Source organism: Nocardia sp. NBC_01388 (genome assembly GCF_045040085.1).
Classification (GTDB): domain Bacteria; phylum Actinomycetota; class Actinomycetes; order Mycobacteriales; family Mycobacteriaceae; genus Nocardia.
The window spans coordinates 4,675,008-4,700,497 of the sequence record NZ_CP109553.1 but is presented as its reverse complement, the minus strand read 5'-3'; the positions used below and the strand labels follow the sequence as shown (position 1 = coordinate 4,700,497).

Annotated in this window: 31 protein-coding genes; 12 read left to right on the top strand and 19 right to left on the bottom strand. The window is 65.3% G+C overall.

What is annotated here, in order from left to right:
• The first annotated feature begins 13 nt into the window (after positions 1-13).
• Together OG716_RS23165 and OG716_RS23160 are read left to right on the top strand one after the other, a co-directional pair.
• Complete coding sequence (locus OG716_RS23165; RefSeq protein ID WP_405132859.1) at positions 14-751, top strand: GAF and ANTAR domain-containing protein; 738 nt, start codon at positions 14-16, stop codon at positions 749-751.
• 237 nt (positions 752-988) lie between these two features.
• On the top strand, positions 989-1,270 hold the full coding sequence (locus OG716_RS23160) for a hypothetical protein (protein ID WP_405132858.1): 282 nt from the start codon (positions 989-991) through the stop codon (positions 1,268-1,270).
• Positions 1,271-1,294: 24 nt separating this feature from the next.
• Here the strand turns inward: OG716_RS23160 and OG716_RS23155 are convergent, their stop codons facing one another.
• Positions 1,295-1,651: a hypothetical protein gene (locus OG716_RS23155; protein ID WP_405132857.1), complete on the bottom strand. Its 357-nt coding sequence runs from the start codon at positions 1,649-1,651 to the stop codon at positions 1,295-1,297.
• 210 nt (positions 1,652-1,861) lie between these two features.
• Between OG716_RS23155 and OG716_RS23150 the strand changes: the two genes are divergently transcribed.
• Positions 1,862-2,494 carry a TetR/AcrR family transcriptional regulator gene (locus OG716_RS23150; RefSeq protein ID WP_405132856.1) on the top strand — a complete coding sequence of 211 codons (633 nt, stop codon included), beginning with the start codon at positions 1,862-1,864 and terminating at the stop codon, positions 2,492-2,494.
• Positions 2,495-2,499: 5 nt separating this feature from the next.
• On the opposite strand, the gene OG716_RS23145 is transcribed toward OG716_RS23150, so the two are convergent.
• Positions 2,500-3,081, bottom strand: a complete 582-nt coding sequence (locus OG716_RS23145) for a TetR/AcrR family transcriptional regulator (protein ID WP_355123135.1) — start codon at positions 3,079-3,081, stop codon at positions 2,500-2,502.
• 116 nt (positions 3,082-3,197) lie between these two features.
• On the opposite strand from OG716_RS23145, the gene OG716_RS23140 reads away from it, so the two are divergent.
• Positions 3,198-4,235 (top strand): beta-ketoacyl-ACP synthase III, encoded by a 1,038-nt coding sequence (locus tag OG716_RS23140; protein WP_405132855.1) that lies wholly within the window; start codon positions 3,198-3,200, stop codon positions 4,233-4,235.
• A 55-nt stretch (positions 4,236-4,290) separates the two neighbouring features.
• On the opposite strand, the gene OG716_RS23135 is transcribed toward OG716_RS23140, so the two are convergent.
• From OG716_RS23135 to OG716_RS23105, 7 genes are all read right to left on the bottom strand, one after another.
• Entirely contained in the window at positions 4,291-4,905 is a 615-nt protein-coding gene (locus tag OG716_RS23135; RefSeq protein ID WP_405132854.1) for a dihydrofolate reductase family protein, read from the bottom strand.
• 38 nt (positions 4,906-4,943) lie between these two features.
• Positions 4,944-5,837 (bottom strand): NmrA family NAD(P)-binding protein, encoded by an 894-nt coding sequence (locus tag OG716_RS23130; protein WP_405132853.1) that lies wholly within the window; start codon positions 5,835-5,837, stop codon positions 4,944-4,946.
• Complete coding sequence (locus OG716_RS23125) at positions 5,834-6,289, bottom strand: hypothetical protein (RefSeq protein ID WP_405132852.1); 456 nt, start codon at positions 6,287-6,289, stop codon at positions 5,834-5,836. Before OG716_RS23125 ends, OG716_RS23130 begins: the two co-directional genes overlap by 4 nt.
• An 80-nt stretch (positions 6,290-6,369) precedes the next feature.
• Positions 6,370-6,894, bottom strand: coding sequence for a MarR family winged helix-turn-helix transcriptional regulator (locus OG716_RS23120; RefSeq protein WP_405132851.1), 525 nt, complete (start codon positions 6,892-6,894; stop codon positions 6,370-6,372).
• A gap of 31 nt (positions 6,895-6,925) precedes the next feature.
• On the bottom strand, positions 6,926-8,443 hold the full coding sequence (locus OG716_RS23115) for an ammonium transporter (RefSeq protein ID WP_405132850.1): 1,518 nt from the start codon (positions 8,441-8,443) through the stop codon (positions 6,926-6,928).
• Positions 8,444-8,524: 81 nt separating this feature from the next.
• Positions 8,525-8,647 (bottom strand): hypothetical protein, encoded by a 123-nt coding sequence (locus OG716_RS23110; protein ID WP_405132849.1) that lies wholly within the window; start codon positions 8,645-8,647, stop codon positions 8,525-8,527.
• A 22-nt stretch (positions 8,648-8,669) separates the two neighbouring features.
• Positions 8,670-8,864 carry a hypothetical protein gene (locus tag OG716_RS23105; RefSeq protein WP_355123815.1) on the bottom strand — a complete coding sequence of 65 codons (195 nt, stop codon included), beginning with the start codon at positions 8,862-8,864 and terminating at the stop codon, positions 8,670-8,672.
• Positions 8,865-9,277: 413 nt separating this feature from the next.
• Between OG716_RS23105 and OG716_RS23100 the strand changes: the two genes are divergently transcribed.
• From OG716_RS23100 to OG716_RS23090, 3 genes are read left to right on the top strand one after another with little or no spacing between them, the layout of a single operon-like run.
• Positions 9,278-10,096 (top strand): SigB/SigF/SigG family RNA polymerase sigma factor, encoded by an 819-nt coding sequence (locus tag OG716_RS23100; protein WP_405132848.1) that lies wholly within the window; start codon positions 9,278-9,280, stop codon positions 10,094-10,096.
• Between the two features lie 47 nt (positions 10,097-10,143).
• Positions 10,144-10,806, top strand: coding sequence for a DUF998 domain-containing protein (locus OG716_RS23095; RefSeq protein ID WP_405132847.1), 663 nt, complete (start codon positions 10,144-10,146; stop codon positions 10,804-10,806).
• A gap of 9 nt (positions 10,807-10,815) precedes the next feature.
• Positions 10,816-11,958: a N(5)-(carboxyethyl)ornithine synthase gene (locus OG716_RS23090; protein WP_405132846.1), complete on the top strand. Its 1,143-nt coding sequence runs from the start codon at positions 10,816-10,818 to the stop codon at positions 11,956-11,958.
• A 3-nt stretch (positions 11,959-11,961) separates the two neighbouring features.
• On the opposite strand, the gene OG716_RS23085 is transcribed toward OG716_RS23090, so the two are convergent.
• A complete protein-coding gene (locus tag OG716_RS23085; protein WP_405139853.1) occupies positions 11,962-12,927 on the bottom strand; it encodes a helix-turn-helix transcriptional regulator in 966 nt (321 codons plus the stop codon).
• Between the two features lie 62 nt (positions 12,928-12,989).
• Here OG716_RS23085 and OG716_RS23080 point away from each other — a divergent pair, with 62 nt between their 5' ends.
• The 3 genes from OG716_RS23080 (at position 12,990) to OG716_RS23070 (ending at position 14,505) form a co-directional block, all read left to right on the top strand.
• On the top strand, positions 12,990-13,577 hold the full coding sequence (locus tag OG716_RS23080; protein ID WP_405132845.1) for a DinB family protein: 588 nt from the start codon (positions 12,990-12,992) through the stop codon (positions 13,575-13,577).
• Positions 13,574-13,966: a RidA family protein gene (locus tag OG716_RS23075; protein ID WP_405132844.1), complete on the top strand. Its 393-nt coding sequence runs from the start codon at positions 13,574-13,576 to the stop codon at positions 13,964-13,966. The genes OG716_RS23080 and OG716_RS23075 overlap by 4 nt, the downstream gene beginning before the upstream one ends.
• A 374-nt stretch (positions 13,967-14,340) precedes the next feature.
• Positions 14,341-14,505, top strand: a complete 165-nt coding sequence (locus tag OG716_RS23070; protein WP_405132843.1) for a hypothetical protein — start codon at positions 14,341-14,343, stop codon at positions 14,503-14,505.
• Positions 14,506-14,673: 168 nt separating this feature from the next.
• Here the strand turns inward: OG716_RS23070 and OG716_RS23065 are convergent, their stop codons facing one another.
• The 7 genes from OG716_RS23065 to OG716_RS23035 all read right to left on the bottom strand — a co-directional run bounded on the left by OG716_RS23065 (position 14,674) and on the right by OG716_RS23035 (position 22,101).
• Complete coding sequence (locus tag OG716_RS23065) at positions 14,674-15,531, bottom strand: SDR family oxidoreductase (RefSeq protein ID WP_405132842.1); 858 nt, start codon at positions 15,529-15,531, stop codon at positions 14,674-14,676.
• Positions 15,532-15,617: 86 nt separating this feature from the next.
• Positions 15,618-16,208, bottom strand: a complete 591-nt coding sequence (locus tag OG716_RS23060; RefSeq protein WP_405132841.1) for a TetR/AcrR family transcriptional regulator — start codon at positions 16,206-16,208, stop codon at positions 15,618-15,620.
• Positions 16,209-16,622: 414 nt separating this feature from the next.
• Positions 16,623-17,450 (bottom strand): SGNH/GDSL hydrolase family protein, encoded by an 828-nt coding sequence (locus OG716_RS23055; protein ID WP_405132840.1) that lies wholly within the window; start codon positions 17,448-17,450, stop codon positions 16,623-16,625.
• A gap of 182 nt (positions 17,451-17,632) precedes the next feature.
• Positions 17,633-18,547 (bottom strand): SGNH/GDSL hydrolase family protein, encoded by a 915-nt coding sequence (locus OG716_RS23050; protein WP_405132839.1) that lies wholly within the window; start codon positions 18,545-18,547, stop codon positions 17,633-17,635.
• 123 nt (positions 18,548-18,670) lie between these two features.
• Positions 18,671-19,315 (bottom strand): TetR/AcrR family transcriptional regulator, encoded by a 645-nt coding sequence (locus OG716_RS23045; protein ID WP_405132838.1) that lies wholly within the window; start codon positions 19,313-19,315, stop codon positions 18,671-18,673.
• Between the two features lie 489 nt (positions 19,316-19,804).
• Positions 19,805-20,329, bottom strand: coding sequence for an AAA family ATPase (locus tag OG716_RS23040; protein ID WP_405132837.1), 525 nt, complete (start codon positions 20,327-20,329; stop codon positions 19,805-19,807).
• A 290-nt stretch (positions 20,330-20,619) separates the two neighbouring features.
• Positions 20,620-22,101 carry an MFS transporter gene (locus OG716_RS23035; protein ID WP_405132836.1) on the bottom strand — a complete coding sequence of 494 codons (1,482 nt, stop codon included), beginning with the start codon at positions 22,099-22,101 and terminating at the stop codon, positions 20,620-20,622.
• Positions 22,102-23,306: 1,205 nt separating this feature from the next.
• Between OG716_RS23035 and OG716_RS23030 the strand changes: the two genes are divergently transcribed.
• On the top strand, positions 23,307-23,579 hold the full coding sequence (locus OG716_RS23030) for a hypothetical protein (protein ID WP_405132835.1): 273 nt from the start codon (positions 23,307-23,309) through the stop codon (positions 23,577-23,579).
• 198 nt (positions 23,580-23,777) lie between these two features.
• Here OG716_RS23030 and OG716_RS23025 read toward each other — a convergent pair whose 3' ends face one another.
• Positions 23,778-24,323 carry a CGNR zinc finger domain-containing protein gene (locus tag OG716_RS23025; protein ID WP_405132834.1) on the bottom strand — a complete coding sequence of 182 codons (546 nt, stop codon included), beginning with the start codon at positions 24,321-24,323 and terminating at the stop codon, positions 23,778-23,780.
• 87 nt (positions 24,324-24,410) lie between these two features.
• Here OG716_RS23025 and OG716_RS23020 point away from each other — a divergent pair, with 87 nt between their 5' ends.
• Positions 24,411-24,911, top strand: coding sequence for a hypothetical protein (locus OG716_RS23020; protein ID WP_405132833.1), 501 nt, complete (start codon positions 24,411-24,413; stop codon positions 24,909-24,911).
• Positions 24,912-24,979: 68 nt separating this feature from the next.
• On the opposite strand, the gene OG716_RS23015 is transcribed toward OG716_RS23020, so the two are convergent.
• Positions 24,980-25,348 (bottom strand): VOC family protein, encoded by a 369-nt coding sequence (locus OG716_RS23015; RefSeq protein WP_405132832.1) that lies wholly within the window; start codon positions 25,346-25,348, stop codon positions 24,980-24,982.
• Positions 25,349-25,490 lie beyond the last annotated feature (142 nt).

The window sequence follows — 25,490 nt, the reverse complement described above, 5'->3', positions numbered from 1 at the left end:
GGTGAGTGGGCAGATGACAGGCCGAGACGGTGCGTTGACCGCTGCCATGATCCGCATGGTCGACACTCTGGTGGTCGACTACGACCCGGTAGAGCTGACCCAGGAGCTCGTCGACACCAGTGTCGAACTGCTCCCGATCGATGCGGCCGGGCTGTTGCTCGCCGACAGAAACGGCGAGCTACAGGTATTCGCCTCCACCTCGGAGGAGACCCGGCTGCTGGAGCTGCTGCAGGTCGAATCCGCGGCCGGGCCCTGCCTGCAGGCCTATCGGACCGGAGAGCAGGTCCTCATCGGGGATCTCGGCGAGGGGATGCAGCGCTGGCCGGCTTTTGCCGAACGTGCGGGCCTGGAGGGCTTTCGCGGCGTCTGCGCGCTGCCTCTGCGATTGCGCGACGACCGGCTCGGCGCGCTGAATCTGTTCACCACCCGCGTCGGGGTGCTCGGGCAGGATGATGTGCGGATCGGGCAGACCCTTGCGGATTTCGCCACCATCGGCATACTGCATGCCCGCATACTCGCCGATTCGATGGTGGTGAACGATCAACTCGGCATCGCCCTGAACACCCGGGTGGTCATCGAACAGGCGAAGGGCATGCTCGCCGAACGCGCGCACCTCGATATGGATTCGTCGTTTCAGCTGCTGCGCAAGTACGCCCGCGACACCAATCAGCGGATGGCCGATGTCTCGCGCGGACTGGTGGAGCGCTCGGACCAACTCGAAGTCATTCTCAATCACCGGCTCCGGAAATGATTTTCGGCCACGACCGAGGGCTCGCTGAGAATGCCTCGGATCGGGATCGGCGCGCGTAGAGTCGTCAGGGCGCGTCCAGCTGCTCCGGACCTCGGTGGTTGACCTGCGTATGGCATGGCTATCAATTGGCACCAGCCGACGCGAAATGGAGTACCACAATGAATGTCCGGCCGCTCGAACCGATTCCCGCCCGCAGAGAACTCCTGTCCCGCCACACCGCGTGAACCGGGTGCGATCGTGACCATCTCTCGGACATCGTATTTCGATGCTGTGGACGTTGCCGGGCTCTCCGGCAGCGCCGAACTCGCCGATGCCGGTGACCGCCTGGTGCGGCATCTCTTCGACGTCGGATTGCAATTACACGCTCTCCGTGTGGTTTTCGAGCAGTGCGGCAACAGTGACCTGGACCGGCGGGCCGCCCGGGATGCCGTCACCGGCATGCTGGACGATCTGGATCTGCTGATTCGCGACAGCAATCTGGCGATGCGCGCCGCCGACGGCGGCGCGGAGCGCGAATGATGCGGGGGTATCGCGAATAATGTTTCAGTGCCGGTGTTTACGCAGCACCGGACCGCGTATCTGCAGTTCGGTCATGACGAAGCGATCGCGGGCAAGTGCCAGCATCGCCCGGCTGCTGTCGTGGATGAGCTGGTCGAGATCCTCGATCACATCCGAGACCGCGACGCTGGCGGCGAGCACCTGTGCCTCGGTGGAGTCTCGGCGGTCGAAAATATCGCGTAGCTCATGTAATTCGATGCCGACGTCGAACAGCTGGCGCACCAATCGTTCACTGGATCTGGCGAACATTGCTGTCGCCAAAGAGGATTCCGCCGCCGGTGGGTTGCCGGTGGGTTGCGACGACACCGGCGCTTCCGGGAATGACGCTCCAAGGTCGGACATTTCGACCTCCTGGGTCGATTTCGCGAGATTCCGAGCGACGCTGCGGAACTCGGCGCGAAAGCACCTTCACTGTACGCCTGTCCGTGGTCAGGGTACCGGCCTAGTGCAGCGTTCCACTATCTCGGTACGGCTCCGGACCCTTCCCTCTGTAAACGTAGAGTCGGTGACATAGTGGACGTCTGTTGGGTAGCAGTACGTATGGGAGGCGCAGTGGCTCGCAATGCCGACGGCAGATCCACCTCGACCGGTGAGCTTTCGGCCCGGCGCGAGGCCATCTGCGCCGCCGCGCTGGATCTCGCCGCCGCGGGCGGCAATCGCGCGGTCACCCATCACGCCGTCGACGACCGCCTCGGCATCGCCCGCGGCTCGACCTCCTACTACTACCGCACAAGGCAGGAGCTGTTGCGGGCGGCGGTGATTCACCTCGCCGCCACCTCCCGGCGGGAATTCCAGGCGGCGCAGCAGGCTGTCGAACGGCAGCCGGTATCGATCGACCGCGCCGCGGATCTCATTGCCGGACAACTCGATCTGCTGCTCGGCGTGCGCCGGCGCGATGCGCTCGCACGCTATGCCCTGGCCGCCGATGCCGCGGAGGACGAGGATCTGCGCGATGTCCTCGCGCGCTGCCTGTTCTCGGTGCCCGCGGCCACCGCGCTCATGGCGACGTCGGGCGTACCGGATCCGGAGCAGGCCGCGCACGATCTGATCAGCCTGCTCGAGGGGCTGCTGTTCGACCGGTTGTACGGCAGTCGCTCCCGGCTCGGTATCGCGGCCGGCACGCCCGCCGGTGTGGCGGATCTGCGTGCTCCGGTCCGGCGCTGGCTCGGCGTTCTGCGGGGATAGCGCCGCTATCGAGCCTGCAGGTGGTGGCGCAGCAGCACCGCGAGCTGGTTGCGGGCGTCGTCGAAGGGGTGGCTGGATTTGAGGGCGCGGCTCTGCACGATCGCGCCCTCGATGACCGACAGCAGCAGTCCGGACAGTGAGCAGGCGACGCCGCGTTCGATACCGGCCGCTACGAGCCCGTCGGCCAGGCGGGCGGTCCATTCGGCGAAGGCCTGGCCGGCGGCCGATTGCAGGGACGGATCCAATTCGTCCAGGGCGGCGGCCATCATGAAGGATCCGGCACGGTAGTCGCTGGATTCGAGTTCGGTGCGCCAGAAGGCGAGCAGTTCGTCCAGCCAGCGTTCGGGGGAGGGTGCGGCGGGCAGGGCGTCGGCCATGCGGCTGACATGCGAATACACCACCCGCGACACGATGCGCGCCGCCGCCTCCATCAATTCGCCCTTGCCGGAGGGGAAGTGCTGATAAAGCGAATTGCGCGAGGCATTGCTGCGTTTGAGCAGCTCACTCAACCCGGCGGCGTGCACGCCGTGCTCCTGCACCGTGGCGATGGTGCTCGCGATCAATCGAGCACGCGGTCCCGCCGTCATGGAAGTTCCTCCAACCCTTGCTGCTCTCACTCTTGCTGCTCTCACTCTTGCGTGTACCGATCGGTTCATGTTAGACCTATGCTTGTGAACCGATCGGTTCATATCGAGAGGATGTCATGCCCGCCCAAATCACCACCGCCGCTCCGGTCGCCCACGCCGCGCTTCTCGGTCTCGGTGTGTACCGGCCGCGCCGGGTTGTCCCCAATGCCGAAATCGTCGATCGCATCGACTCCTCCGACGAATGGATCAGAACCCGCTCCGGCATTGCCGCGCGCGGGTGGGCCGACTCCGACGAAACCATCGTCGCCATGAGCACCGCCGCCGCGCGGGACGCGCTCGCCGCCGCCGGGATACCCGCCGAGCAGGTCGACGCCGTCATTCTGGCCACGTCCTCGCAGATGGTGCTGGGCCCCTCGGCCGGCGCCGTGGTGGCCACCGAACTCGGCATGCAGGACACCGCCGCCTTCGACGTCTCGGCCGGCTGTGCGGGCTTCTGCTACGCCCTGGCCAATGCCGCCAATCTGGTGCGCGCGGGCCAGGCCCGGAATGTGCTGGTGATCGGCGTCGAACGGCTGTCGGATCTGCTCGACCCCACCGACCGGACCTGCGCCTTCATCTTCGCCGACGGTGCCGGCGCGGCCGTGGTGGGACCGTCCGAGGTCGAGGGCATCGGCCCGGTGGCCTGGGGCTCCGACGGCAGCCAGACCTCGGCTATCAAGCAGGACAAGGACTTCGCGCAGTACTTCGCCGAGGTCGCGGCGGCCGAGGCCAGCGGCGGCACCACCGAGCGTCCGTACATCCGCATGAACGGCACCGCGGTATTCCGCTGGGCCGTCACGTTTTTGGAGAAGGCATGCCGTGATGCGCTGGACCGCGCGGGCGTCGGTGTCGAAGATCTCGACGCCTTCGTACCGCATCAGGCCAACAGTCGCATCACCGATGCGCTGACCCGCGCGCTGGGAATGCCCGACACGGTGGCGGTGGCCCGGGACATTATCGAGACCGGAAATACCAGTGCCGCTTCGATTCCCATGGCGATGGAGCAGTTGCTGCGCTCCGGGGAGGCGAAGGCCGGCGATACCGCGCTGCTGCTCGGCTTCGGCGCCGGACTGGCCTACGCGGGGCAGGTCGTGCGATTGCCCGCCATCGGCTGAGCCGGTTGACTCCTGCTCGCCCGGGTGGATGCCCGGCGAGCAGGAGCGGGTGCGTTTACTGCTCGTCCTGTGACAGCCGGCCCTGCACGGCGTCGTAGCTGACCGGTGCGGGCGGAGCCGTCGGGCCGTAGACCAGGTGCAGGACGCCCGTCTCGAACGCCTGTGAGGAGATCAGGCGCAGCGGGATGGACTCGCCCTCGTCGAACAGTCGCACACCACTGCGCAGCACGACGGGGTGCACCAGCAGATGCAGTTCGTCGATCAGTCCGGCGGCCAGCAGCTGTACGACGATGGACGGCGACCCGCTCATGGCGATGTCCGTCGTACCCGGCTGCTGCTTCAGCTCGGTGACGGCCTCGACCAGTTCGCCCTTCAACTGCTGGGAATTGCGCCAGGTCAATTCCAGATCCTGATGTGAGACAACGATTTTGCGCGCATCGCCCAGCGCCGCCGCCATGCCCGCATCCTCGCCGCCCGCGGCTTCCCGCTCCGGCCAGGCGTCCGCGAAGCCTTCATAGGTATTGCGGCCCAGCAGCAGGGTGTCCGCGCCGATCAGTTGCGCGCCGACCGCGGCGCCCATCTCGTCGTTGAAGTACGGGAAGTGCCAGTCCTGGGGCTCGCCGATGACACCGTCGAGCGAAATGAACAGTCCAGCCGTGATCTTGCGCATGGAATTTCTCCTGGTTCGTACCGTTTGTACCGTCACACTTAGGACGGCGGCCGACCCGCAAACTCATCGCGTTCGAACAGGCCCGATCCGATGCTCTCGGTGAGGAAGGCTTCCAGGGTGCGTGGCGGGCGGTCGAGCAGATGGGCGACGGTGCCGGTGGGGCGCTCTGGGCGGGTGCGGGCCAGCTGCTGGATTTCCATCACGTGCGTGGCCAGCCAGAGCGGCATAGGGGCCTGGTCGAGGAGAGTCTGCCGGAAGTCGGTCGGCGGTAGGTCCACGTAGTGGATGGGCCGGTCCAGGAGGCGGCTGAGCAGTTCGGCCAGCTTCGGATAGCTGAATGTCTCGGCTCCCGTGAGTGTGTATGTGCCCCCAGCGATCTCGGGACGCGCCAGCACCGCTGCCGCGACCTCGCCGATATCGCGGCAGTCGATGTAATTGCATGCCGCATCTCGCATGGCGCCGACGATGATGCCCTGCTGGATGGTCGGCGCGAGGGTGAGCAGTTTCTGCATGAAGGCGTAGGGGCGCAGGATCGTGTGATCGATGCCGGACCTGAGCAGGTGCTGTTCGATGGCGTAGTGCCAGCGCGAGACCACGACCGGGGAGTCGGGTTCGGCGGCCGGTGCGGAGATCTTCACAATGTGCTCGATGCCGCAGTGTGCCGCGAGATCGATGACGCGGCTTTCGAATTCGACCTGCCGGGGGCTGTTGGTCATGGTGAGGAAGAGCTGCCGGGCACCGGTGAAGGCGCTGCGCAGGGAAGCCGGATCGGCGGCTTCCGCCCACCGGATATCCACCGAGATTCCCGGCGGCAGTTCCGCACGCATTCGTTCCGGGTCGCGGGTCAGCGCGCGGCAGGGCACCCCGAGGTCGGTCAAGCGCCGCAGCAGCGCTCCGCCGGTGGTGCCGGATGCTCCTAGGATCGCGATCATGACAGGTCCTCTCGGGCATTCCTCTTCCGTTGTGCCGGAGTCAGTTTCGGTGCCTGTGCGGCCCGCCAGCGCCATGTTGTGATGATGGCCGCGAGTGCTGCGGCGATGGGAAAGTCGATTCGGATGCGGTCTGGCAGCAGCGGCCACGACTGCGTCGCTGACCAGGCGATCGATTCCGCGAGTAATACTGCGGCGGCCGTCAGCCCAGCGACCAGGCCGATGCGCGGGACTCGCAGCAGCCAACGCCGCCGAGATCCGTTGCGCTGCAGCCAGGCTCCCGTCAGTGCGGCGACGAGTGCCGAGGTTCCAGCGATCGAAGTGAGTGCCGCGACGACGAGATCCTTTTGCCCGGTGGCGATTCCGCCAATGCCCGCGCACAGGGCCGGGGCCACGTAGGCGAAGAGGGCTTCCCGCCGCAGCCGGAAGCGCGGTGGTGCCATAGCCTCGGTCATCTAATTAGTGTCCTAACTATATGGTTATGAAGCGGGCAGGGCACTTCCACGTGGTGTGTCAGCGGGGGAGTGCGGTCAGGTCAGGGTGCGGTCAGTGCGCCGATGCCCTCGGTGACACGGCCGAGCAGTTCCAGGAAGGTGGTGCGCTCCTGGGGGTTGAGCCCGCTCACCATGGCTTGCAGGCGGCCGAAATGGTCAGGCGCTATATCGCGCATCTTCTGTGCGCCCCGGGCGGTGAGTACCACCACCACGGCGCGGCCGTCCTCGGCGGAGGGGCGCCTGCATACGAGGCCCTCCTGTTCCAGGCTGTCTATCAGCCCGGATACCGTCGCGCGGGTCACCCCGAGGCTCGCCGCCAACTGCGACGGCGACTTCTCGCCGGCGCTGTCCTCGAGGTCGGCGAGCATCCGATAGCGTCCGGTGGAGAGACCGAAGCGCGCGAAATGCGCCTCGGTGGCCTGCCCGAGCCGCGCACCGGCGGCCAGCAGTCGCACCGCGACGAGCACCGCGCGCGGGTCGGCCTCGGACTCCAGCCCGTAGCGCCGCAGCTGCTGCCGAGCCTGGTCCAGAGTGGGTGTGTCGATACCCGCCGCTTCGATCGCCATGAATCTAATATGGAGCCTAACTATAAAGCCGTCAAGCTTCGGCCCGGCCTTCGTGGTGCGGCTCATAGTCGCCTCGGAGTCGTCCCGGCCATTCCGGTTCACGGCCGTCGCCCATCATCGGCCGGACCGGCAGTCGCGGAGTGTTCATGCCGGGCGGGGGAGCGACTCGCTGCGCCGGATTGCGCGGCGGGGGGTTTCGCGGTGCGGGAGGGACGCGCGGCGGCGGAGGGGTGCGCGGCGCGCTCGGCGTCAACGCCGGGGACGGGGCCGGGAAACCGAGATCGTAGGCGGATTCGGCATGCTCGGCCTCGTCGACACCGCTCGCCTCGGCTTCGTGATCCACGCGGAAACCTATGAGCTTGTTGATGATCCAGCCCAGAATGTACGTGGCGACGAACGAATACCCCAGCACTGCGAAGGCGGCGACCGCCTGCCGCTGTAACTGGGTCCAGCCGCCGCCGAACAGCAGGCCGTTGCCGCCCCCCGAATTCACCGAGGCATCGGCGAAGAATCCGATGAGCAGCGTGCCCACCAGTCCGCCGACCAGATGAACGCCGACGACGTCGAGCGAATCGTCATAGCCGAAGACGAATTTCAGCCCCACCGCCAGCGCGCAGCACACACCGGCGGCGATCCCGATCGCCAGTGCGCCGATGCTGCCGACGAATCCGCACGCGGGCGTGACCGCGACCAGTCCGGCCACCGCACCGGACGCGGCGCCGAGGGTGGTCGGCCGGCCATCACGCAACTGCTCGACAATGATCCAGGCCAGCGATGCCACTCCGGTGGCAATTGTGGTGTTCGTAAAGGCGGTTGCGGCGAGATCGCCTGCGGCCAAGGCCGATCCGGCATTGAATCCGTACCAGCCGAACCACAGCAGCGAGGCGCCGAGCAGGGTGAAGGGCACATTGTGCGGCCGGGGAATGCTCCGCGGCCAACCGTGCCGGTTGCCGATCACCAGCACCATGGCCAAGGCCGCCGCACCGGCATTGATGTGCACCGCGGTACCGCCCGCGAAGTCGAATGCCTTCAGCCGGTTGTCGATCCACCCGCCCACATCCGAGGAGTTTCCGGCGCTGTCGGAGTTCGTGAACCCGCTCGCACTGAAAACCCAGTGCGCCACCGGGAAATACACCACGGTGCTCCAGGCCACGATGAACACCATCCACGCCCAGAACTTCGCCCGTCCCGCGATCGCGCCCGAAATCAGGGCGGTCGTGATGACGGCGAACATCAACTGGAACATGACGAACGCCATGGTCGGAATCTGATGCCCGGCGGGACCCGACAGCGTGCCCTGCGTATTTCGCAGGAACGCATGCGACATCTGCCCCACCAGGCCCTGATACGCATCATTTCCGAACGACTCGCTGTAGCCGTACAACAGCCACAGCGTCGTCACCGCGCCCAAACAGATGAAGTTCATCATCAGCATGTTCAGGACGCTCTTGCCGCCGACCATGCCGCCGTAGAAGAAAGCCAGCCCCGGCGTCATCAGCATCACGAGTGCCGCACTTGCCAGCACCCACGCCGTATCTCCCGAATTCACACTCGTACCTCATTACTCAACGGGATTCGCGTGAAGCATCGAGAGTGTCTGTTTCGCGCAGGCGGCCGATCGTGTTTCGGCTCAGTGAATTCCCGCCGCGTCCGCATTTTCGCCGATCGGCACCACCTCGACCGGAGCCTGGGGCCGGGCGCCCAGCAGACACGAGACGATTCCGATCACCAGGATCGCCGAGGGCAGCACCATCGACTGCGCCAGAGCCGTCGGATTACGGACTCGGCTGTGGCACATTCACGTGGCAGTCGCCGATCTTGGGATTCATGCCGAGGTAATTGAGCGGTCCGGCGAGGATGGTCACCGCGATGGTGCCTGTGCTCGCGCAATTGGTGGGCGCGCTGTCGTAGTAATGGCGCTGGCCGCCGGCGATGGCGCCGACGATGAGCCAGGCCAGGACCAGCACCATGAAGATGCTGCTCACTCCCGATCGACTGGCTCCACGCGCGCGCCAGCCATCGTTTGCGTATTCTCTCATTTTCCCAACTCCGGGTAATCGAATGTTGTACCGCGAGTGCCGATTTCGAAGATCGAAATCGGCACTCGGCGCATACTCCGGACCCTGTGATCCCGATATGAGCGGGGGCGGATCTGCTACCTCCCAAGTAGACGCCCCCGGGGACGCGGTGTCAACGGTGTAGGTCTACATCTGGAAGTATTGCTTCAACGATGTAGGTCTACGGTGTTGACGTACCGTTGTCAGGGGCGTCTACTGAAAGGTGCCACCGATCCGAGCGAAGGATTCGTGGACCGCGATGTTCATCACCGTTGATGTTCGGGTACTGGGCCGCCGCCGATTTCCTCTGGATCGAGGCACCACCAATGACCTCTCAGTCGACACTCGCCTCCCCGTCGCGGGCGCCCCGCACCCGCCGCGGCACCGACAGCTACGACAATCTCGAACCGCTGTTCGCTCGACTCGCGCAGCTGAGCGATGGCGACCCCCGCCGAAAACCCTTGCGGGACGACCTGATCGAGCGCTGCCTGCCCCTGGCGGAGAACATCGCCCGCAAGTACGCCGGCCGCGGCGAGAACTACGAGGATCTGCTGCAGACCGCCCGTGTGGGCATGGTGGTGGCGATCAACCGATTCGACCCCGACTTCGGCGCATCGTTCCTGTCCTTCGCAATACCCACGATCATGGGCGAGGTGCGCCGCCACTTCCGCGACTACACCTGGGCGGTCCGGGTACCGCGGCGGCTGAAAGAGCTGCAGCTCACCATCGGCCTCGCGATCGACCGGCTGTTCCAGCGGCTCGGCCACGTTCCGACCGCCGCGGAAATCGCCGAGGAACTCGGCGCCGACCCGGCCGAGGTCATGCAGGCGCTGATCGCGCGCAACGGCTACCGCAGCTCCTCGATCGACGCCTGCCTCGACAATGACAACGACTACACGCCGATATCGCTACTGGACGCCCTCGGCTCCGAACAAACGGACTTCCGTATGGTGGAGGACCTCATGGCGGTGAAGCCGCTGATCGAGGCGCTGCCCGAACGCGATCGCCAGGTGCTGATCATGCGATTCTTCGATACCCAGCCCCAAATCCGGATCGCCGAGACCCTCGGCGTCTCGCAGATGCAGATCTCACGCATCTTGTCCCGAGTTCTGAACTCGTTGCAAGAGCAGGCATTACGCGACTGATTGCCTTGATTGCCCTGCAGTGCAACGTCGATGGAACCGACGGCATAGTGTCCCTGGCCTCTCGGCCGCTCCGGCACACCCTCGCCGCCATCGCGTGGACGCTGACCTTCGCGTACATGGCGGCCGAGCTCACCACCGCCATCGCCTGGAAGACGGGCTACAGCTTTCGCTACGACACCATCAGCGATCTCGGTGTCACCGCCTGCACGCCGAGCATGTGCTCACCGCTGCATCTGCTCATGAACGCGACCTTCGTGGCGCTCGGATTGCTGACCATCCTGGGCGCCATCGGATTTCGCGACTACATCCCGCCCGGCCGGCGTCAGATATGGATCGTCGCGCTCGCGGTCGTCATCGGACTCAGTACCGCCGCGACCGGAGTATTTCCCTCCAACGACGGCATAGTCATTCACGGCCTGGCGGTGCTGCCCGCACTCGTCTCCCGGCATATCGTGCTGATCCTGCTGTCGATCTGGCTGTGGAAACAACGTCCCCTCGTCGCGGTCTGGTCGGCGGTCTGCGCCTCGGCGGGAATCACCGGCACGGTCCTGCTCATGATCGGTCTGCAAGTCGGCATTTCCGAACGACTCGTCTTCTACCCGCTGCCGGCCTGGATGGCCGTCACAGGCGCTGCCGTGGGGTTGCACGCAATCCGGAGAGCAATCTCACCGCTGTGGAACCCGGCGGAGCGCGCTCCCGTGTACGGGTAGGCTCAATAGGTGAAGCAACTAACCATCGGTGTAGTTGCGACCTCTCGCAAAGAGGACGAGCACCGACTGGCGATCCATCCCGCACACTTCGACCGGATCGACCCAACGCTTCGCAACCGTGTCTTCCTCGAGCACGGTTACGGTGACCGATTCGGCTACACCGACGAGCATCTGGCGCCGCTGGTAGGCGGCCATCGCACCCGCGAAGAACTGTTCGCCGAGTGCGACGTCCTGCTGCTGCCCAAGCCTTTGGCGGCGGACCTCGGGAATCTCCGCGCCGGACAGGTCGTCTGGGGGTGGCCGCACTGCGTTCAGGATGAGCAGATGACCCAGCTCGCCATCGACCGCGGGCTGACGCTGATCGCCTGGGAGGCGATGAATCACTGGACCAAGGAAGGCAACTTCAACGTCCACGTCTTCCACAAGAACAATGAGCTGGCCGGCTATTGCTCTGTCCTGCACGCACTGCAATTGCGCGGATCCAGCGGGGACTACGGCCGGCGGATGCGGGCGGCCGTGATCAGCTTCGGCGCCACCGCCCGTGGCGCGGTGCGCGCACTCTCGGCGCTCGGAATCAGCGATGTCACGGTGCTGACGCAGCGCAGCGTGTCCGCGGTCGCCTCACCTTTCGCGTCCGTGCGCATGCAGCACTTCGCGCGTGATCCCTCGAATCCCAGCCGCACGCTCGCCCTGAAGGCGCCGGAACCCGGACCGCTCGCGGAAATGCTGGCCCAGTACGACATTGTCGTCAACTGCATCCTCCAGGACACCGAGGAGCCGCTGATGTTCGTCATGAACGAGGATCTGCCGCTGTTCGCGCGCGGGACACTGTTCGTCGACGTCTCCTGTGACGAGGGGATGGGATTCGAATGGGCGCGGCCGACTTCGTTCACGGATCCGATGTTCACCGTCGGCGACGATCTGCACTACTACGGGGTGGACCACAGCCCGTCCTACCTCTGGAACTCCGCCACGTGGGAGAACTCCGAAGCGCTGCTGGAGTACCTGCCGATTGTGATGTCCGGTCCCGATGCCTGGGACGGCAACGAAACCGTCCGGCGCGCAATCGAAATCCGTGAGGGCCGGGTGCAGAATCTTCGGATTCTGTCCTTCCAGCGGCGTGCCGCGGCGTACCCCTACGCGGTCGCCTGACGGTCAGTTGTCGTCCGGAGTCGTTGCGGCGCAAAGCAATCGCTCCGCCAGCTCGCGGCAGCGAATCCGGAGTTCCGGCGGATCGAGTATTTCGAAATCGTGGCCGAGCAGGATCATGTGCATGAGCACTGAGTCGAGGTTCTCGGCGCCGCTGATCACTTCGCAGTGTTCGGTTCCCTGTGGCCGGACGACGGCCGCGGACGCTGGAATCTGCTCGCGCACAATATCGTTCGGGGCATGCACCAGGAAGTGCGCCTGGTGCGGGTACACCCGGCTGGCCACGCCCTCCTGTACGTAGGGTGCGGCGTCGGGTGCCGCGCGCGGGTGGAAATGCCAAGTGCGGGAGGAGACTTCGGTCATCCTGTCGACTCGGAAGTTGCGCCAGTCGTCGCGATCGAGGTCGTAGGCGAGCAGATACCAGCGCCGGTCGGAGGCGACCAGGCGGTAGGGCTCGACCCGCCGCCGGGCGTGGCTGCCGGAGGGATAGTCGAAGCCGGTCTCGACCCGATCGCGGCAGGCCCGGGCCAGCGTCATGAGCGCCTCGGGGTCGACCAATGCGCGGCCGCCGCCGAAGGACTCCACCGAGCCGGACAGCGCACGCACCTCGTGCCGCAACCTAATCGGCAATACCTGGTCGAGCTTCGTCAGCGCCCGCAGTGCGGCATCACCCGCCCCCGCGACCGCACCACCCGCACCGGCCAGCAAGGAGACCGCGGTGGCAATCGCCTCCTCGTCATCGAGCAGCAGCGGTGGCAACTCCTGCCCCCGGCCGAGTTGATATCCGCCGCCGACACCCTGACTGGCATGCACCGGATAACCGAGCGCCCGCAGCCGCTCGACATCCCGCCGCACTGTGCGGGGCGTGATGTCCAGCCGCGCGGCGAGCTCCGGGCCGGTCCAGACCTGACGCTGCTGCAGCAGCCCGAGCAGCGTGAGCACCCGCTCCGTCGTCCCGTGCCCGCCTCCCATATCGCCCACATTGCCAGAAATAGCGGACCGATGCAGTCCGCATTCGGTGTGAGGGTTGCTGCATGGACATCGACGAACTCGACTGGAACCGGACACTGCGCGAGCAGTTCGAGTTCCACTGGAACCACCAGCTCCGGGCCCGCCTCGACGGCCTCACCGACGACGAATACTTCTGGTCACCCGTGCCCGACGGCTGGAGCGTGCGCCCGCGCGGCACCTCGACTGCACCCATGCAGGCCGGCGCCGGCGACTTCACCGTGGATTTCGGCTACCCCCAGCCCATTCCCGCCCCCTTCACCACCATCGCCTGGCGCCTCGGCCACGTCATAGTCGGCGTACTCGCCACCCGCAACGCTTCACATTTCGGCGGGCTGGAGGTCTCGTACGAAACCTGGAAGTACGCCGGTTCGGCATCCACCGCCCTCGACCAGCTCGAGGAACAACTCGACCTCTGGCTGACCGGAGTCCGCAGCCTCGGCGAGTCCGGTCTCCAAATCCCGGTCGGCCCGAAAGAACCCTTCCCGGAACTGCGCATGTCCGACCTGGTCCTGCACATCCACCGCGAACTGATCCACCACCTGTCCGAGGTCTGCCTCCTGCGCGACCTGTACCTGCACACCGACCCCAGCGCCCGTGGAGAAAACCGATGATTGAGAAACCGATCCACCTGGACCCCGCAGACCTCCACTACAACCCCGCCTTCACCCAGGGCGTCATAGCCCCCGCCGTCCGCACCCTCTACGTCGGCGGCCAACTCGGCACCGACAGCACCGGCGCCGTGCTCGAAGGCATTGCCGCTCAAACCGTTCAAGCCATGAAGAACGTCCTGACCGTTCTCGCCGCCGCCGGTACCGGACCCGAAAACGTCGTCAAACTCAACATCTACCTCGTCGCCGGCGTCGACGTACAAGCGGGATTCGCTGCCTCCCAATCAGTCTGGGGCAACCACCGCACCGCCATCACAGTCATCTCCACCGCAACCCACGCCCGCCCCGGCGTACTGGTAGAGATCGACGCCATAGCGACCATCCCCGAATAGGACAAACCCAACAGGCCCCACGATCTGCACGGTGATTCCGAACCTCGGGCAGGTAACCCCCCGAGGTTGTACCTACAACAATCCCGAGCAGTTTGGCTCCGTCGTGGCGTGGGTACCACTGAACCTGGCGACTGCGTCGCAGGTCAGGGTGGAGAGGCGCCCCCGGAGGGGCACGATACACATGGGAACAGGACCGGCCAGCATCTTCTTTCTGGCCGACTGGTCATCGAAGCCGATTTCGCCCTGAGCAGCGGCAAGCGCTAGGAGGTCATCAACGGGAGACTTCCTAGTCGCGGTGGGCCGTTGCCGAGGCTCGGGGTCGGCTATTTCTGTCGCGACACCTGCCATCTGGTGATCTCCCACAACGCCTCGGCGTGACGGCGCGCGAGCATTTCACCGTGGTGTCCCTCGGCGATCACGATCTCGAACTCCGCATCCAACGGCTCACTGCGGCGGTCACCGCGAACCCGCGGCGACGAGCCTTGGGGTACATCGTTGTCGGCCCCGCGGTAGGAATGCCCACCGATCACTGGTGGTAGCCATCCGATTCCGGTTAGTGGGCCGGTTCGATCGGTCACCGCTCGATGGCCCTCATCCTGGCTCTACTGGACTCGAGTGCGCGCTATTGCCGAATTGAGGTCATGCACCCAGCCCTGTGAGCACCGGCAAATCGATTGATTCCCGACCTAATAGTGGGTATCGGTGAACTAGGCACTGATCCGGTCGGCGAGCAGATCGGTGACGGTGTGTGGTTCGCGGCCCAGGAGCTCGCCCAGTAGGGGGTCGGTATCGGCGAAGTCGCCGTTGCGTGCGGCGTGGAACATGGCTAGCAGCATGTGGGCCATGTGCTCGGGTGTGCCGGTAGCGATACGGTCGGCGAGCCACTGCTCGTCGTCGACGACGACTCGGGTGATATCGCTGCCGGTGAGTTCGGTTGCGGCCGTGGCGATGTCGTCGAAGGTGACGGCATCACGCGTGGTGAGTGTGACGGGGCCGTCGAAGGCGCGCTCGCCGGTCAGGATGATCGCGGCGGCCTCGGCCACGTCGGCGCGGTCGGTCCAGGACACGGGCCCGTCGGCCGGTGCCGCGATGACGCCGGTCTGTTGCCAGGGGCCGAGTAGCCAGTCGAGGCTGTGGGCGTAGAACCCGTTGCGCAGTGAGGTCCAGGCGATTCCCGATTTCGCGAGCAGCGCTTCGGTCTCGGCGTGCTCGTGTGCCGGGGCGAACGGGCTCTCCCCGCGTGCGTTCTGGTGACTGGTGTAGAGAATGCGCTGTGCGCCTGCAGCGGTCGCCGCGTCGATCACGTTGCGGTGCAGTCTGATTCCATCGCTGTCGGGGTTGTTCTGGGACACCAGCAACACCTGGTCGGCGCCCTCGAATGAATCACGGAGTGCGGCCGGGTCGTCGTAGGAGCCGTACCGCACGCGCACACCACGGTCGGCGAAGTGCTGTGCCTTGGCGACGTTTCGGACGCTGACGCCGATCCGGTCTGCGGGGATTCGCTCGAGCAGGTGTTCGACGGTGGCACCGCCCAAGGCGCCGGTGGCGCCGGTGATGACGATCATGAATGTTGACTCCGTTGTGTCGGGGAGCGGTATCGAAACATCCACTCCGAGATCTGGATTGGGTCGAGCGTCGAGTCGGGGATGCTTCACCGCCGAATCAGCGGGAGCAGAATGTCGTCGACGATGTGCTCGACGAAGCTGTGATCGGCGGGCTCCCCTGCGACCACGAGCCGGTGCACGATGAGCGCTGGGACGATCTCGGCGAAGAGTTCGGCCGCTCCGGGGGTGAGGTGTTCGTTCGGCGCGTCGCCGAAGGGCTGTTCGGTCATGACGGCTTCGTCGCGTCGCAGGATCCGCCGCATTTCCGTTGCCAGGTCCGGATCGCTTCGCATTCCGGTGAACAGGGCACCGAGCAGTCCTATCTCCTGCTCGGCGATCTGCTGGGCCAGCCATCCTGCGGTCTGGAGCAGGGCGTGCCGGAGATCGCTGTTGCTGGTCGCGGGCGGAACACTCGCGGCGCGGCGGTCGACCGCCGCGGCCACCAGCGCGGCCTTGCCGGGGTAGCGCCGGTAGATAGTGGGTTTGCCGACACCGGCTTCGGTCGCGACCGACTCGATGGACAGCTGGTCGTATCCGACCTCGACCAGCAGTTTCAATGTCGCGTCGAGGATGGCAAGATCTCGGGCCGCGTCGCGCGGTCTGCCTCGGGCGGGCCCTGGGTCCGGACTGCCGGTCACATTCACCTCCATTAACAAAACGGAACGGGAACGTAATTTAATATAGCCTCGATGCGCCGAAGATCAACCTCGATTCAGTCACACCGGACAGAGATGCCCTATGACAGGTGGACGTATGTAGAGCACGAGTGAGGACCGCCGGAACAGCGGGGGTGCGCATCGACCACGCTGCCGGGCGAGCCGCCGGCGTGGTTTGCCTACTTTGATCAGTCGTACTTGTCGGCGAAACCGCGCATTGCTTCCGCGAGCTCGGCTCTGGTGCCTACCGACCCTCGTGAGGCCGTTCGGATCGGGCGTGGCGCCCTGGACATCACAGCCGATCTCGCCTCACGCCGGAGCCTGTCGTTCCTGCGCGATCTGCGTTACCCATTGCATGGCACGCATCAGCGGGGGCACTCGGCGTTTTCGGTGGGATCAGCCCAGCGCCTCCGCGATCAGCCGGGCAAAGTTGACCTCGCCGAGCCGTGTTGGATGCAGGGGAACCACGCCGGAACCGGCCGGGACGATGGCCACGGTCCAGTTGCTGGGCGGATTGCAGCCGTCGTGGCCGGCGCCGGGACCGATGAAATCAACGTAGTCCGCCCCGCTTTCGGAGGCGATGGTGGCGGTCATCGCGCCGAGATGGTCCATCAGGCCCTGAAGGTAGTCGGCATCCTCGGGCCAGTAGGGCGCGATCGGATAGCAGCCACCGGGCTGAATGTAGTTGCCGTAGCTGGTGAGCACGATGCGCGCATGCGGTGCGCGGTCGTGCACGGCCGCGATGACTGCGGCAATTTTGGGTCCGACTGCATCGATGGCAGCAGTGCCCGAATCGGTGCCACTCGCGGAATTGCGTGCCTTGCAGGAGGTTCCACTCGGCGCGGGCAGCGGATTCAGGCAGCCGATGGCGACGCTGGTCAGTTTGGCGTCGTTCGCGCCGATGGTGATCGTTACCAGGCCGGTGTCCGCGGTGACCGCGTCGATCTGGATCGGCACCCCGTTCTGCGGTGTGCTCAAAATGTTGTCGGTAGTCGCGCTGCTACAGGTGACATCGCGGAAGGTGCTCGCGTTCAGGGTTTTCGCGAGCAGGTGCGGGTAGTTCTGATCGGACCGGAAGCATGGATACAGCGCCTCCTGATCCGGAATCAGCGGACCCGCAGCCAGTGAATCACCCAGCGCCACATAGTTGATCGGGTCTTGCGCGCCGGCTGAGCCGGCCGTGTTCAACGCACCGGCGAATCCGGCCACCAGTGCGACCGGCAAAACCGCCCGTGCCAGACGAGGCCGTCGACGATTCGGCACAAGTCTCGTGTCGCTACATTTTGACGATTGCATGTATCTCCTCGTTTGCCTTAGCCATCGGGCACCCACACGGTGGCGGTGCTACACGCCAGAAATCGCACGCTGTTGCCGAGCTCTGGACATGCGAAGCCGCAACGCTCGGTTCAACCTGCCGGTTGTCCGGTCGATGACGGGGTCGTCGCCTTCACCGCCGCGACGATGATGTCGGCGATCGCTTCCATGCCGGACAGCGTGGGATGGAAGGGCACCAGGGTATCGCCGGGGATGGCTGGTTCGATCCAGCGTTGATCGCCGGCGCAGGAGTCGTGACCGATACCCGGGGTGCGGGTGTCGATATAGGTCGCACCGGCGCGCTCCGCCTCGCGGCGTACGACATCGTTGAGCAGGTCGTAGCGTTGCTGGATATTCGTCGCACCGGCCGGCGTCAGGAGGGCAGCCGCGCAGCCGGTGTCACGTACATAGGTGGTCCAGCCGTCGACGTAGATGCGGGCTTGCGGTGCGCGACTGTGGATTTCCGATAGTGCGGCACCGAACTCGGGGCCGATCGCCTCGGTGCGAGCCTGCCAATTGTCTAGTTCCGCAGCACAGGTGCCGTTCGACCCTGGTGCGATCATGCATGCGAGATGGCTTTTCCACGTGGCGGCGTCATTCGCGCCGATATGCACGGTCACGAGTCGCGTATCGGGGCCGAGTGCGTCGAATTGCGGTGGTATGAAGCCGAATTGGCGTCCAGTCAGATCGCCGATCTCCGCTGAGCTGCAGGTGCGGTCATCCAGGCGTAGACCAAGTTTCCGGGCGACGAGCTTGGGGGTGTTGCGAGTGGACTGGGCGCACGCCAACGGAGCATCGGGATCGAAGAACTGCACACCAGTGGTGGCCGCGCCGGAATCTCCGAGGGCGACGTATTCCTGTCCACCGAGCGCGGTTTCGTGCCCGAACGGCTGCGCGGACGCGGTTCCGGTTGCGCCCGCCGTGACGAAGACGCCGAGGGCCAGGACGGTGGCCGTCCGGCGATACCGCGTTCTCCGTACTGCGATCCGATGATTCGATCGTGTCACGGTAGTGCCCTCACCTGCTCGGCGGCGCGGCACCGAGTCCGCGCCGACTCCATGTTGAGACAATACTGTCTCAACAATGTGCGAGACCAATTTTGACTCAATGTGGTGTGAGTCACAATATCGTCACGCGGAGTGTGGTTCGCCGGGGTCCAATCCCGCTGTCATCGCAACCAGGACGTCGACCAGTGTGTTCACTGAAGGGCGCGGGTCGGGCTGTGCGATCCATTCGTGCACCAATCCGTTTACCGCGCCGATATGCGCCGCTATGGCCAGGGGGTAGCCCCCAATGGGCTCGCGCCCGGCGCCTATCAGGGCACGCAGCATCGTTTCCACAACTGCGGCCCAACGGTGCCGAGTCGCACGGCGATGGTCCTCGACCCGCCTACTCACCCCGACGATCTCCACGAACGCCAACTGCGCACGCCTCCGATCCGCACCCATATATCCCAGATGCGCGGCCAGTACGGCCGCGACGGCTTCGCGCGGCTCGACCGCTGTCAGCTTGTCGGTCGCCGCCAACACTGTGTCGTGTGCCTGGTCGTGGATCCGGTCGTACACCGCGATCAGGAGTTCTTCCCGATCCTGGAACTCCTCGTAGAACTGCCGCCGCGAAAACCCCGCCACCCGCAGCACATCGGCTACCGAACTGTTCGCGTACCCCTGATCGGCGAAAACCTGCAACGCGGCATCGAGAAAACGTGCACGGCGCTCGGCCTCGCGCTCCGCTGTAGATTTTCCGAGATACGTACGAGAACCGCGTGTCGTCACCTCGCCGAGCCTAGTGACGCCCTCTTCGCCTGCTTCACCCGAAACCAAGCAATCCTCCGAATATCCGCTGATGTCTCCGGGCTCGAGTGTGGTTCATGGTCGGCATAGGAGCCGTGCCCCGCGCACACACCGCGGTCGCGAAACGCTCTGCCTTGGCGGTGTTTCGGACGCTGAATCCAATTCGGTCTGCGGGAATCCGCTCGAGCAGCATTGACAGGGATAGCGCTCGATCTGAAAGTGATCGATCACGTCCGCGATGGCGCCAACACGCGCAGTGCTGCCATCCCGCAATGACTTGGATACCGTCTCGACCGAGTTCAGCCCCGCGAAAAGCGCACCCCTGCCGAATCGGGCCACCAGATGTGCTGGACCAAGCATCGGCTGCCATCTACAGCTACTAACGCTGATCCCGCAACGCACTGAACTGCCGCACGGTGCGCGCAAGGGCCTGTTTGCCGGACGGATTGCCGGTCAGTCGGCGTTCGATGTCTATGAGCTGGCTACAGTTCTGATCTGCGCAGCGAGGTCGGCGAGATCGACCGCGCGTGTGGTGTCGACGACGACAGTCGGCGCCAACCCGAGCGGTGTGGCGTGCGTTGCCCAGTCGTCCCAATGTTGGGCCAGGCGTTGCTCATCCCGGTAGAAGGCCGGCCGATGACGGGACGCGTAGCGTGCTCGCGCGATCTCGGCGGGGACCTCACACCAGATCTCGACGACCCGGCGAGTCCCGACCTGCTCGATTCCCGCTTGCGCGAAGGCAAGATCACGTGGCTTGAACCACCAGGAATCTATAACCACATCGACCGGTGATATCTGAGCCAGCTTCCACGTCGTGTCCATCGCGATCCCACCGAGTTCCTGTGCCCCGGCTGCATCTTCGAGGCACCCGACCAACGCCTCTTTGACGGTGTCCTTGGATAGGAACCAGGCGTCCACGGTTCGGGCCACTGCGCTACCCAGGGTTGTCTTGCCCGAGCCAGGTAGGCCGTTCACGAGTACGAGGAGTCGGTCCATCGAACGATCATGACCGACGCCGAACGCGGACGGGCCGAACGCACTATCTTGCCGATTACACGACGTCTCGAACCTGCCTCGCTGGCATGGGATCTCACCGGCGAGGCAGGGCGGATTCGGGGTATCGAAGCTGCTCTGCAAAGAGTCGCGTCCGATGAACCGTCGGGGCCGCCTTGTGTTCTTGCCCCGGATAGCGGGCTGCTTCGAGGAGTCGTCAGGGCGGGATCGCCGCAGTTCGCCGCCGATGCTGCCCCGGATAATCGGTCATTATCCGGGGCAACCGGTGTGGCTCAGTCGACCTGTGTGTTCGCCCGCTTGGGCAGGAAGAACAGCAGGGTCCACATCAGGGCGAGCAGGCCCACGACCCACCACAGCACGGTGATGAATCCGTCGCGGTTGAGTCCGGCCTCGGGTGAGCCGCCGGTGAGGGCGAAGAACACCAGTGCGGTCAGCGCGGTACCCAGGGCGATGCCCAGGTGCATGGCGGTGTTGAACAGGCCCGAGGCGGACCCGGCGTCGGCGTGTGGGACCTTGGCCAGGGTCATGTCGGCGAGTGGGCCGCTGACCATGCCGAGGCCGAAGCCGATCAGGACCACCGGAGCGGTCATCGCCACGAGGGTCAGTCCGCCCGCAGCTGTGTGGGCTTGGAGTGCGTAGCCGGCCATCGCGGCGAGGGTGATCAGGACCCCGGTCTGGGGCAACCGGCGGGCGAAGCGGCCGCCGCTCTTCGCCGCGATCGTCGCCCCGGCCAGCTCTCCCAGCGACAGCAGCACGAAGGCCAGGGCCGCGTGGAAGGGGCTCATGCCCAGACCGCGCTGCAGGTAGAGGGTCCAGGTCATGAAGAACAGCCCGCACAGCAGGCCGTGAATCAGTTGCGCGGCAGTGCCGCCGCGGAACTGCGGGGCCTGGAACACAGACAGGGCCACGAGCGGGGAGTTGCCCTGCTTGCGGCGCTGCTGGTGCAGGAAGACGCCGAGCGTGACCACGCCGGTGGCGAGCATGGCGAAGCACCACAGCGGCCAGTGGTGGGTGTGTCCCTCGGTGAGCGGGAACAGGATCGACACGATCGCCAGCGCGGACAGCAGCATGCCGGTCAGGTCGAGCCGGTCGGCCTTGCGGACGCTCGACTCGGGAATGAACTTGCGCCCCAGCAGGAATACCGCCAGCCCGACGGGCACGTTGACCAGGAAGATCGGCCGCCACGACAGCCTGAACAGGTCGGCCTCGGTGAGCAGGCCACCCATCACCGGACCCAGCACGTTGGCGATCGACAGGACAGCCCCGTAGAGACCGAACGCTTTACTGCGGTTCTCCCCGTCGAAGGTGACATGGAGGCTGGCCAGGACCTGCGGGATCATCAAGGCCACCGCCACGCCCTGCAGGATGCGGGCGCCGATCAGCATGCCCGGACCGCCAGCCAGGCCGCACAGTAGCGAGGCCGTGGTGAACGCGACGGTGCCGATGAGCAGGATCCTGCGGCGACCGTAGATGTCACCCAGACGCCCGCCGGTGATCAGCCCGATGGCGATGGGCAGGGAATAGCCGGTGGTCAGCCACTGCACTGCGGCCGGACCAGCACCGGTCGACTCCTGTATCGCGGGCAGGGCGGTCAGCACGACCGACTGGTCGAGGATGTCCATGAGTTCGGCGGCCAGGAGCACCACCAGGGCGATCCGGGCAGCCAAAGCCATCTTGGGTGGACGACCCGATGGGGGGTGAGCTGAAAGCTCGGTGGTGTCCTGCGGCTGCTTGCCGAGCGCGGAGGAAGACACGAGAGGAACTCCTGTTCCAAAGGAAACGGGGAGCCTGACCGTCAGCCGTGCCGGGGCCGGAAAACAGAGAACCCGGGGCAGACGGCAGAGCTGCACCCGGGAAGACGGAAACTGCGGGAGGGCGACGCAACTCAAGCCAGCACGACGTCCGTCCCCTGGACACGTTCGAACTACACAGAACGTGGGGAACACGGACGACTACAGGGCCTGGGCGATCGCGCACCACCTCGCATCCACAACAGTAGGAACCAGAAAGTCTCAACAAGCCGCCGAAGGAGACCTCCGGACAAGCACTCGGCCAAGATACGGCATTCGGTGCGCCCCGCGCACACCGGAAATGCTGTCCCGTCCGCATCCATCCGCCCATGAGCAGGCTGTCTTATGTCTGACGAGTGACCGAAATCGCCGCCGGAGTCCGCTGCGGGGCAGATCACCAATACTGGGCACACGCCATCAACCGTTGGGCGTTGCTCACGGTAGCGGTGGTATGCGAACCGACTACGCCGCGACCTACTCACCATTCTGCCAAGTAGCCGCTTACGGCGTTGATCGAAGCGGCCACGCGGCACGCCCAAAGATCAACAGGTGGAGGCCATCTCGGTCATCGGCAACGCACTGTCATGCCGTTGCGACACGAGGTCGCACGATGCGAGTGAACTCGAAGATAGGAGGGCCGAATTCGGTTTCGGCTGTGTGAGTTTCGGGCTCGTGCTCGATGCCCGGCCCCAAGCCGACGCGATGGATCGTGCGCCGCTACTTCGGTGAGTTCAATAAGTCCCGGCGAGACCGGTGGGTATTCGGTGACCGTGACAGCGGTGCCTACCTGCTGAAATTCGCTTGGACCAGGATAGTTCGGCACCAGATGGTCACGGGCACAGCATCGTCCGATGATCCCGCCCTCACCGACTACTGGAACACCCGGCGGCGCAAAGGAATACCGCTGCCTATCGACAGCGCCCGGCCTACCAGGCATGGCCGCGAACGCGGTTCGTGCTCGTCCGGAGTTGCGGCGTCGTATCCGTGTGCGGAGGCGAGCTAGTGAATCCCCCCGCGACATACCGAGATTCGCATGTTTCTAGGTCAATTGACCGACGTGCTGGCTGATATCTGCGGACAATGGTCGGGCGAGTAGGGCTCGATGTCGCCCTTTGGTTCACACACTGACGATCCAGTTTCCTTGTCTCTCAGACGAATAGGTGATCACCATGACTACTTTGGGCTATGCGCACGGTGATGAGGACGGCCCGATCACCTACTCTGTCTATGCAGTGCCGGAGGGCACAAGCTACAGCGACGCCGTCGCGGAGGCTCAGCGGACAGGTGCAAGGCTTGTTGCCTGCGACAGTATCCTGAAGCGCCCGGGGTCGGATAACAGCGGATCTGTACTCTCCGGGATGGCTCCCGTCAACCTGCAGGGTCTGAGCGAGAATCTTGGTCTCTCCTGCCGACCCGCCCAAGAGTTCGACTTCCCGGCCTGACGGTATCTGCGGTGCCCGGTCCCGCGAGCGCTGGCATGAAGCGCTCGCAGGGTCTGCGCCCGCTTCCAGGGATGCACGCCCCGCCGCCCTGTAAAGCCGCGTGCCGCGCAGACCGAACCGGCCAGCGCGGTGCAGCGGAAGATCAACTGGCAGTGCTCATCCGAGGCCGGCGGAACGCGCCATGTTGCCGAGTCCCGGTCATTTGCCGGTAGGGCTGTTTGTGCGGCGTCGCCGGTAATGCGCGGATGCGGCGACGCGGTCGTTGCAGCCGTCACAGCAATATTTGCGGGTGCCCGGGCGGGTGCGATCGACGAAAACGCAGTCGCACGGGGTCGCCGCGCAGACACCCAACCGCAGGATTCCGTGCAGGACAAGGTGCGCAGCTACTGCGGCAACGATCCGCGCGGCGAGCGCGTCGAACCCGCGAGAGCACCCGTCGGGGTGGACTCGGATCGACCCGTCACCATCTTGTGACAGCCGGGGGACCGCCGCGTACCGGGTCAGCAGTGCATTGGCCAGAGCGGTTGCCCGGGCCTGGTCCTCGCATTCGAAGAGGGGGCGTAGCTGCTCGCGCAGAGTGCGCAGCCGATCGAGATCGGTATCGGCGAGTTCGGCCGCCAACCGGCTTTCACCGCCGTGCCTCAAGACGGTTCGAAAATGCTCGGTGTTCGTCAGCCTGTCGGGCGGATCGGCCAGCAGATAGACGGTGTTGATCAGCTCGACACCGAGGTCCAGGTCGTTCACGCAATCATCTTCTCCTTGACCGTCACCTAGCACACACTCTACCATTCTCAGTAGTTAAACGTCTTTAACTACTGAGAAGGATTTGATGTGAGCACTCCCCTCGTCGCGCTCCCCGCGGCCCTGCACGCCGACGGACCGGATCCCGCATATGCCGACCAACTAGCGCTGTTCGGCCAGTTCATCGGATCCTGGCGGATAGACAATCGTCTCCGAGATCGAGACGGTGAATGGTCGACCTACCCCGGACGCTGGGATTTCGGCTGGACACTCGGCGGCCTGGCCATCCAGGACGTCCTCGACTGCCCGACCGCTCCGAATCGCTACCCGGGCACCACGATCCGCTGCTACAACCCCACCGCGAACGCCTGGCACGCCGTCTGGCTCGACCCCCACTCGGGCCTGTACGTGACGCTGAAGGCCAGCACCGACGGCGCGGAGATCGCCCTCGATGGCACCACCAACAAGGGGAGCGAGGTGCATTGGAAGTTCTTCGACATCGCCGATACGAGCTTCCGCTGGCAGGGCTATCTCGCCAACGAGGGTGGCTCCTTCGAGCTCGCGCAGGAAATGACAGCGCATCGAATCTGATTCGGCCCCTGCCTCGTTCGGGTATCAGCGCGGGCCGTGCACCCCTGAACCGAGGGCACGCAATCCGATCAAGGCACCCTTGGCGAACATAAACAGAAGGGATGACCCGCCGGGTCGAGCAGGACCCGGCACTTGTCGGGCGCCGGCTGATGGTCGCAACGCCTGCCCCCCAGTCGCACCGCTTCGGCCTGCGCGGCATCGAGATCGGAGACCGAGAGATCGAGATGAATCTGCTTCGGTGTGCTTTCATCCGGCCAGGACGGCGGCTGGTAGTTCGGTATCCGAATGGCCGTGATGGTCAGATGCGGAAGCCTGACGCTCACGAACTTCTCGGTGCTGACAGCAATCACGCCGCCGAGCAACTCGGCCCAAAAGGTCGCGAGGACGGCCGGATCGTCACAGTCGATGGTGATGGATCCCAAGTGCGCTACAGCCACCGCGCAATACTAGAACGCGTTTCATATCTGTCGAAGCGGCACCGCACGCTCATGCCGCGTTGAGCGCTGTTCGAACCGGCGAGCGCAGGTCGGCGGAAGGTCAACTGCCCGTGTTCATTCGAGGCCGGCCGGACGCACCATC

Bases quoted from the DNA above. Each gene is read 5' to 3' on its own strand.
- OG716_RS23165 (WP_405132859.1), top strand. From the start codon at position 14: ATGACAGGCCGAGACGGTGCGTTGACCGCTGCCATGATCCGCATGGTC.
- OG716_RS23155 (WP_405132857.1), bottom strand. From the start codon at position 1,651: ATGTCCGACCTTGGAGCGTCATTCCCGGAAGCGCCGGTGTCGTCGCAA.
- OG716_RS23145 (WP_355123135.1), bottom strand. From the start codon at position 3,081: ATGACGGCGGGACCGCGTGCTCGATTGATCGCGAGCACCATCGCCACG.
- OG716_RS23140 (WP_405132855.1), top strand. From the start codon at position 3,198: ATGCCCGCCCAAATCACCACCGCCGCTCCGGTCGCCCACGCCGCGCTT.
- OG716_RS23135 (WP_405132854.1), bottom strand. From the start codon at position 4,905: ATGCGCAAGATCACGGCTGGACTGTTCATTTCGCTCGACGGTGTCATC.
- OG716_RS23130 (WP_405132853.1), bottom strand. From the start codon at position 5,837: ATGATCGCGATCCTAGGAGCATCCGGCACCACCGGCGGAGCGCTGCTG.
- OG716_RS23125 (WP_405132852.1), bottom strand. From the start codon at position 6,289: ATGACCGAGGCTATGGCACCACCGCGCTTCCGGCTGCGGCGGGAAGCC.
- OG716_RS23120 (WP_405132851.1), bottom strand. From the start codon at position 6,894: ATGGCGATCGAAGCGGCGGGTATCGACACACCCACTCTGGACCAGGCT.
- OG716_RS23110 (WP_405132849.1), bottom strand. From the start codon at position 8,647: ATGGTGCTGCCCTCGGCGATCCTGGTGATCGGAATCGTCTCGTGTCTG.
- OG716_RS23105 (WP_355123815.1), bottom strand. From the start codon at position 8,864: ATGGTGCTGGTCCTGGCCTGGCTCATCGTCGGCGCCATCGCCGGCGGC.
- OG716_RS23100 (WP_405132848.1), top strand. From the start codon at position 9,278: ATGACCTCTCAGTCGACACTCGCCTCCCCGTCGCGGGCGCCCCGCACC.
- OG716_RS23085 (WP_405139853.1), bottom strand. From the start codon at position 12,927: ATGGGAGGCGGGCACGGGACGACGGAGCGGGTGCTCACGCTGCTCGGG.
- OG716_RS23080 (WP_405132845.1), top strand. From the start codon at position 12,990: ATGGACATCGACGAACTCGACTGGAACCGGACACTGCGCGAGCAGTTC.
- OG716_RS23075 (WP_405132844.1), top strand. From the start codon at position 13,574: ATGATTGAGAAACCGATCCACCTGGACCCCGCAGACCTCCACTACAAC.
- OG716_RS23065 (WP_405132842.1), bottom strand. From the start codon at position 15,531: ATGATCGTCATCACCGGCGCCACCGGCGCCTTGGGCGGTGCCACCGTC.
- OG716_RS23040 (WP_405132837.1), bottom strand. From the start codon at position 20,329: ATGGACCGACTCCTCGTACTCGTGAACGGCCTACCTGGCTCGGGCAAG.
- OG716_RS23030 (WP_405132835.1), top strand. From the start codon at position 23,307: ATGACTACTTTGGGCTATGCGCACGGTGATGAGGACGGCCCGATCACC.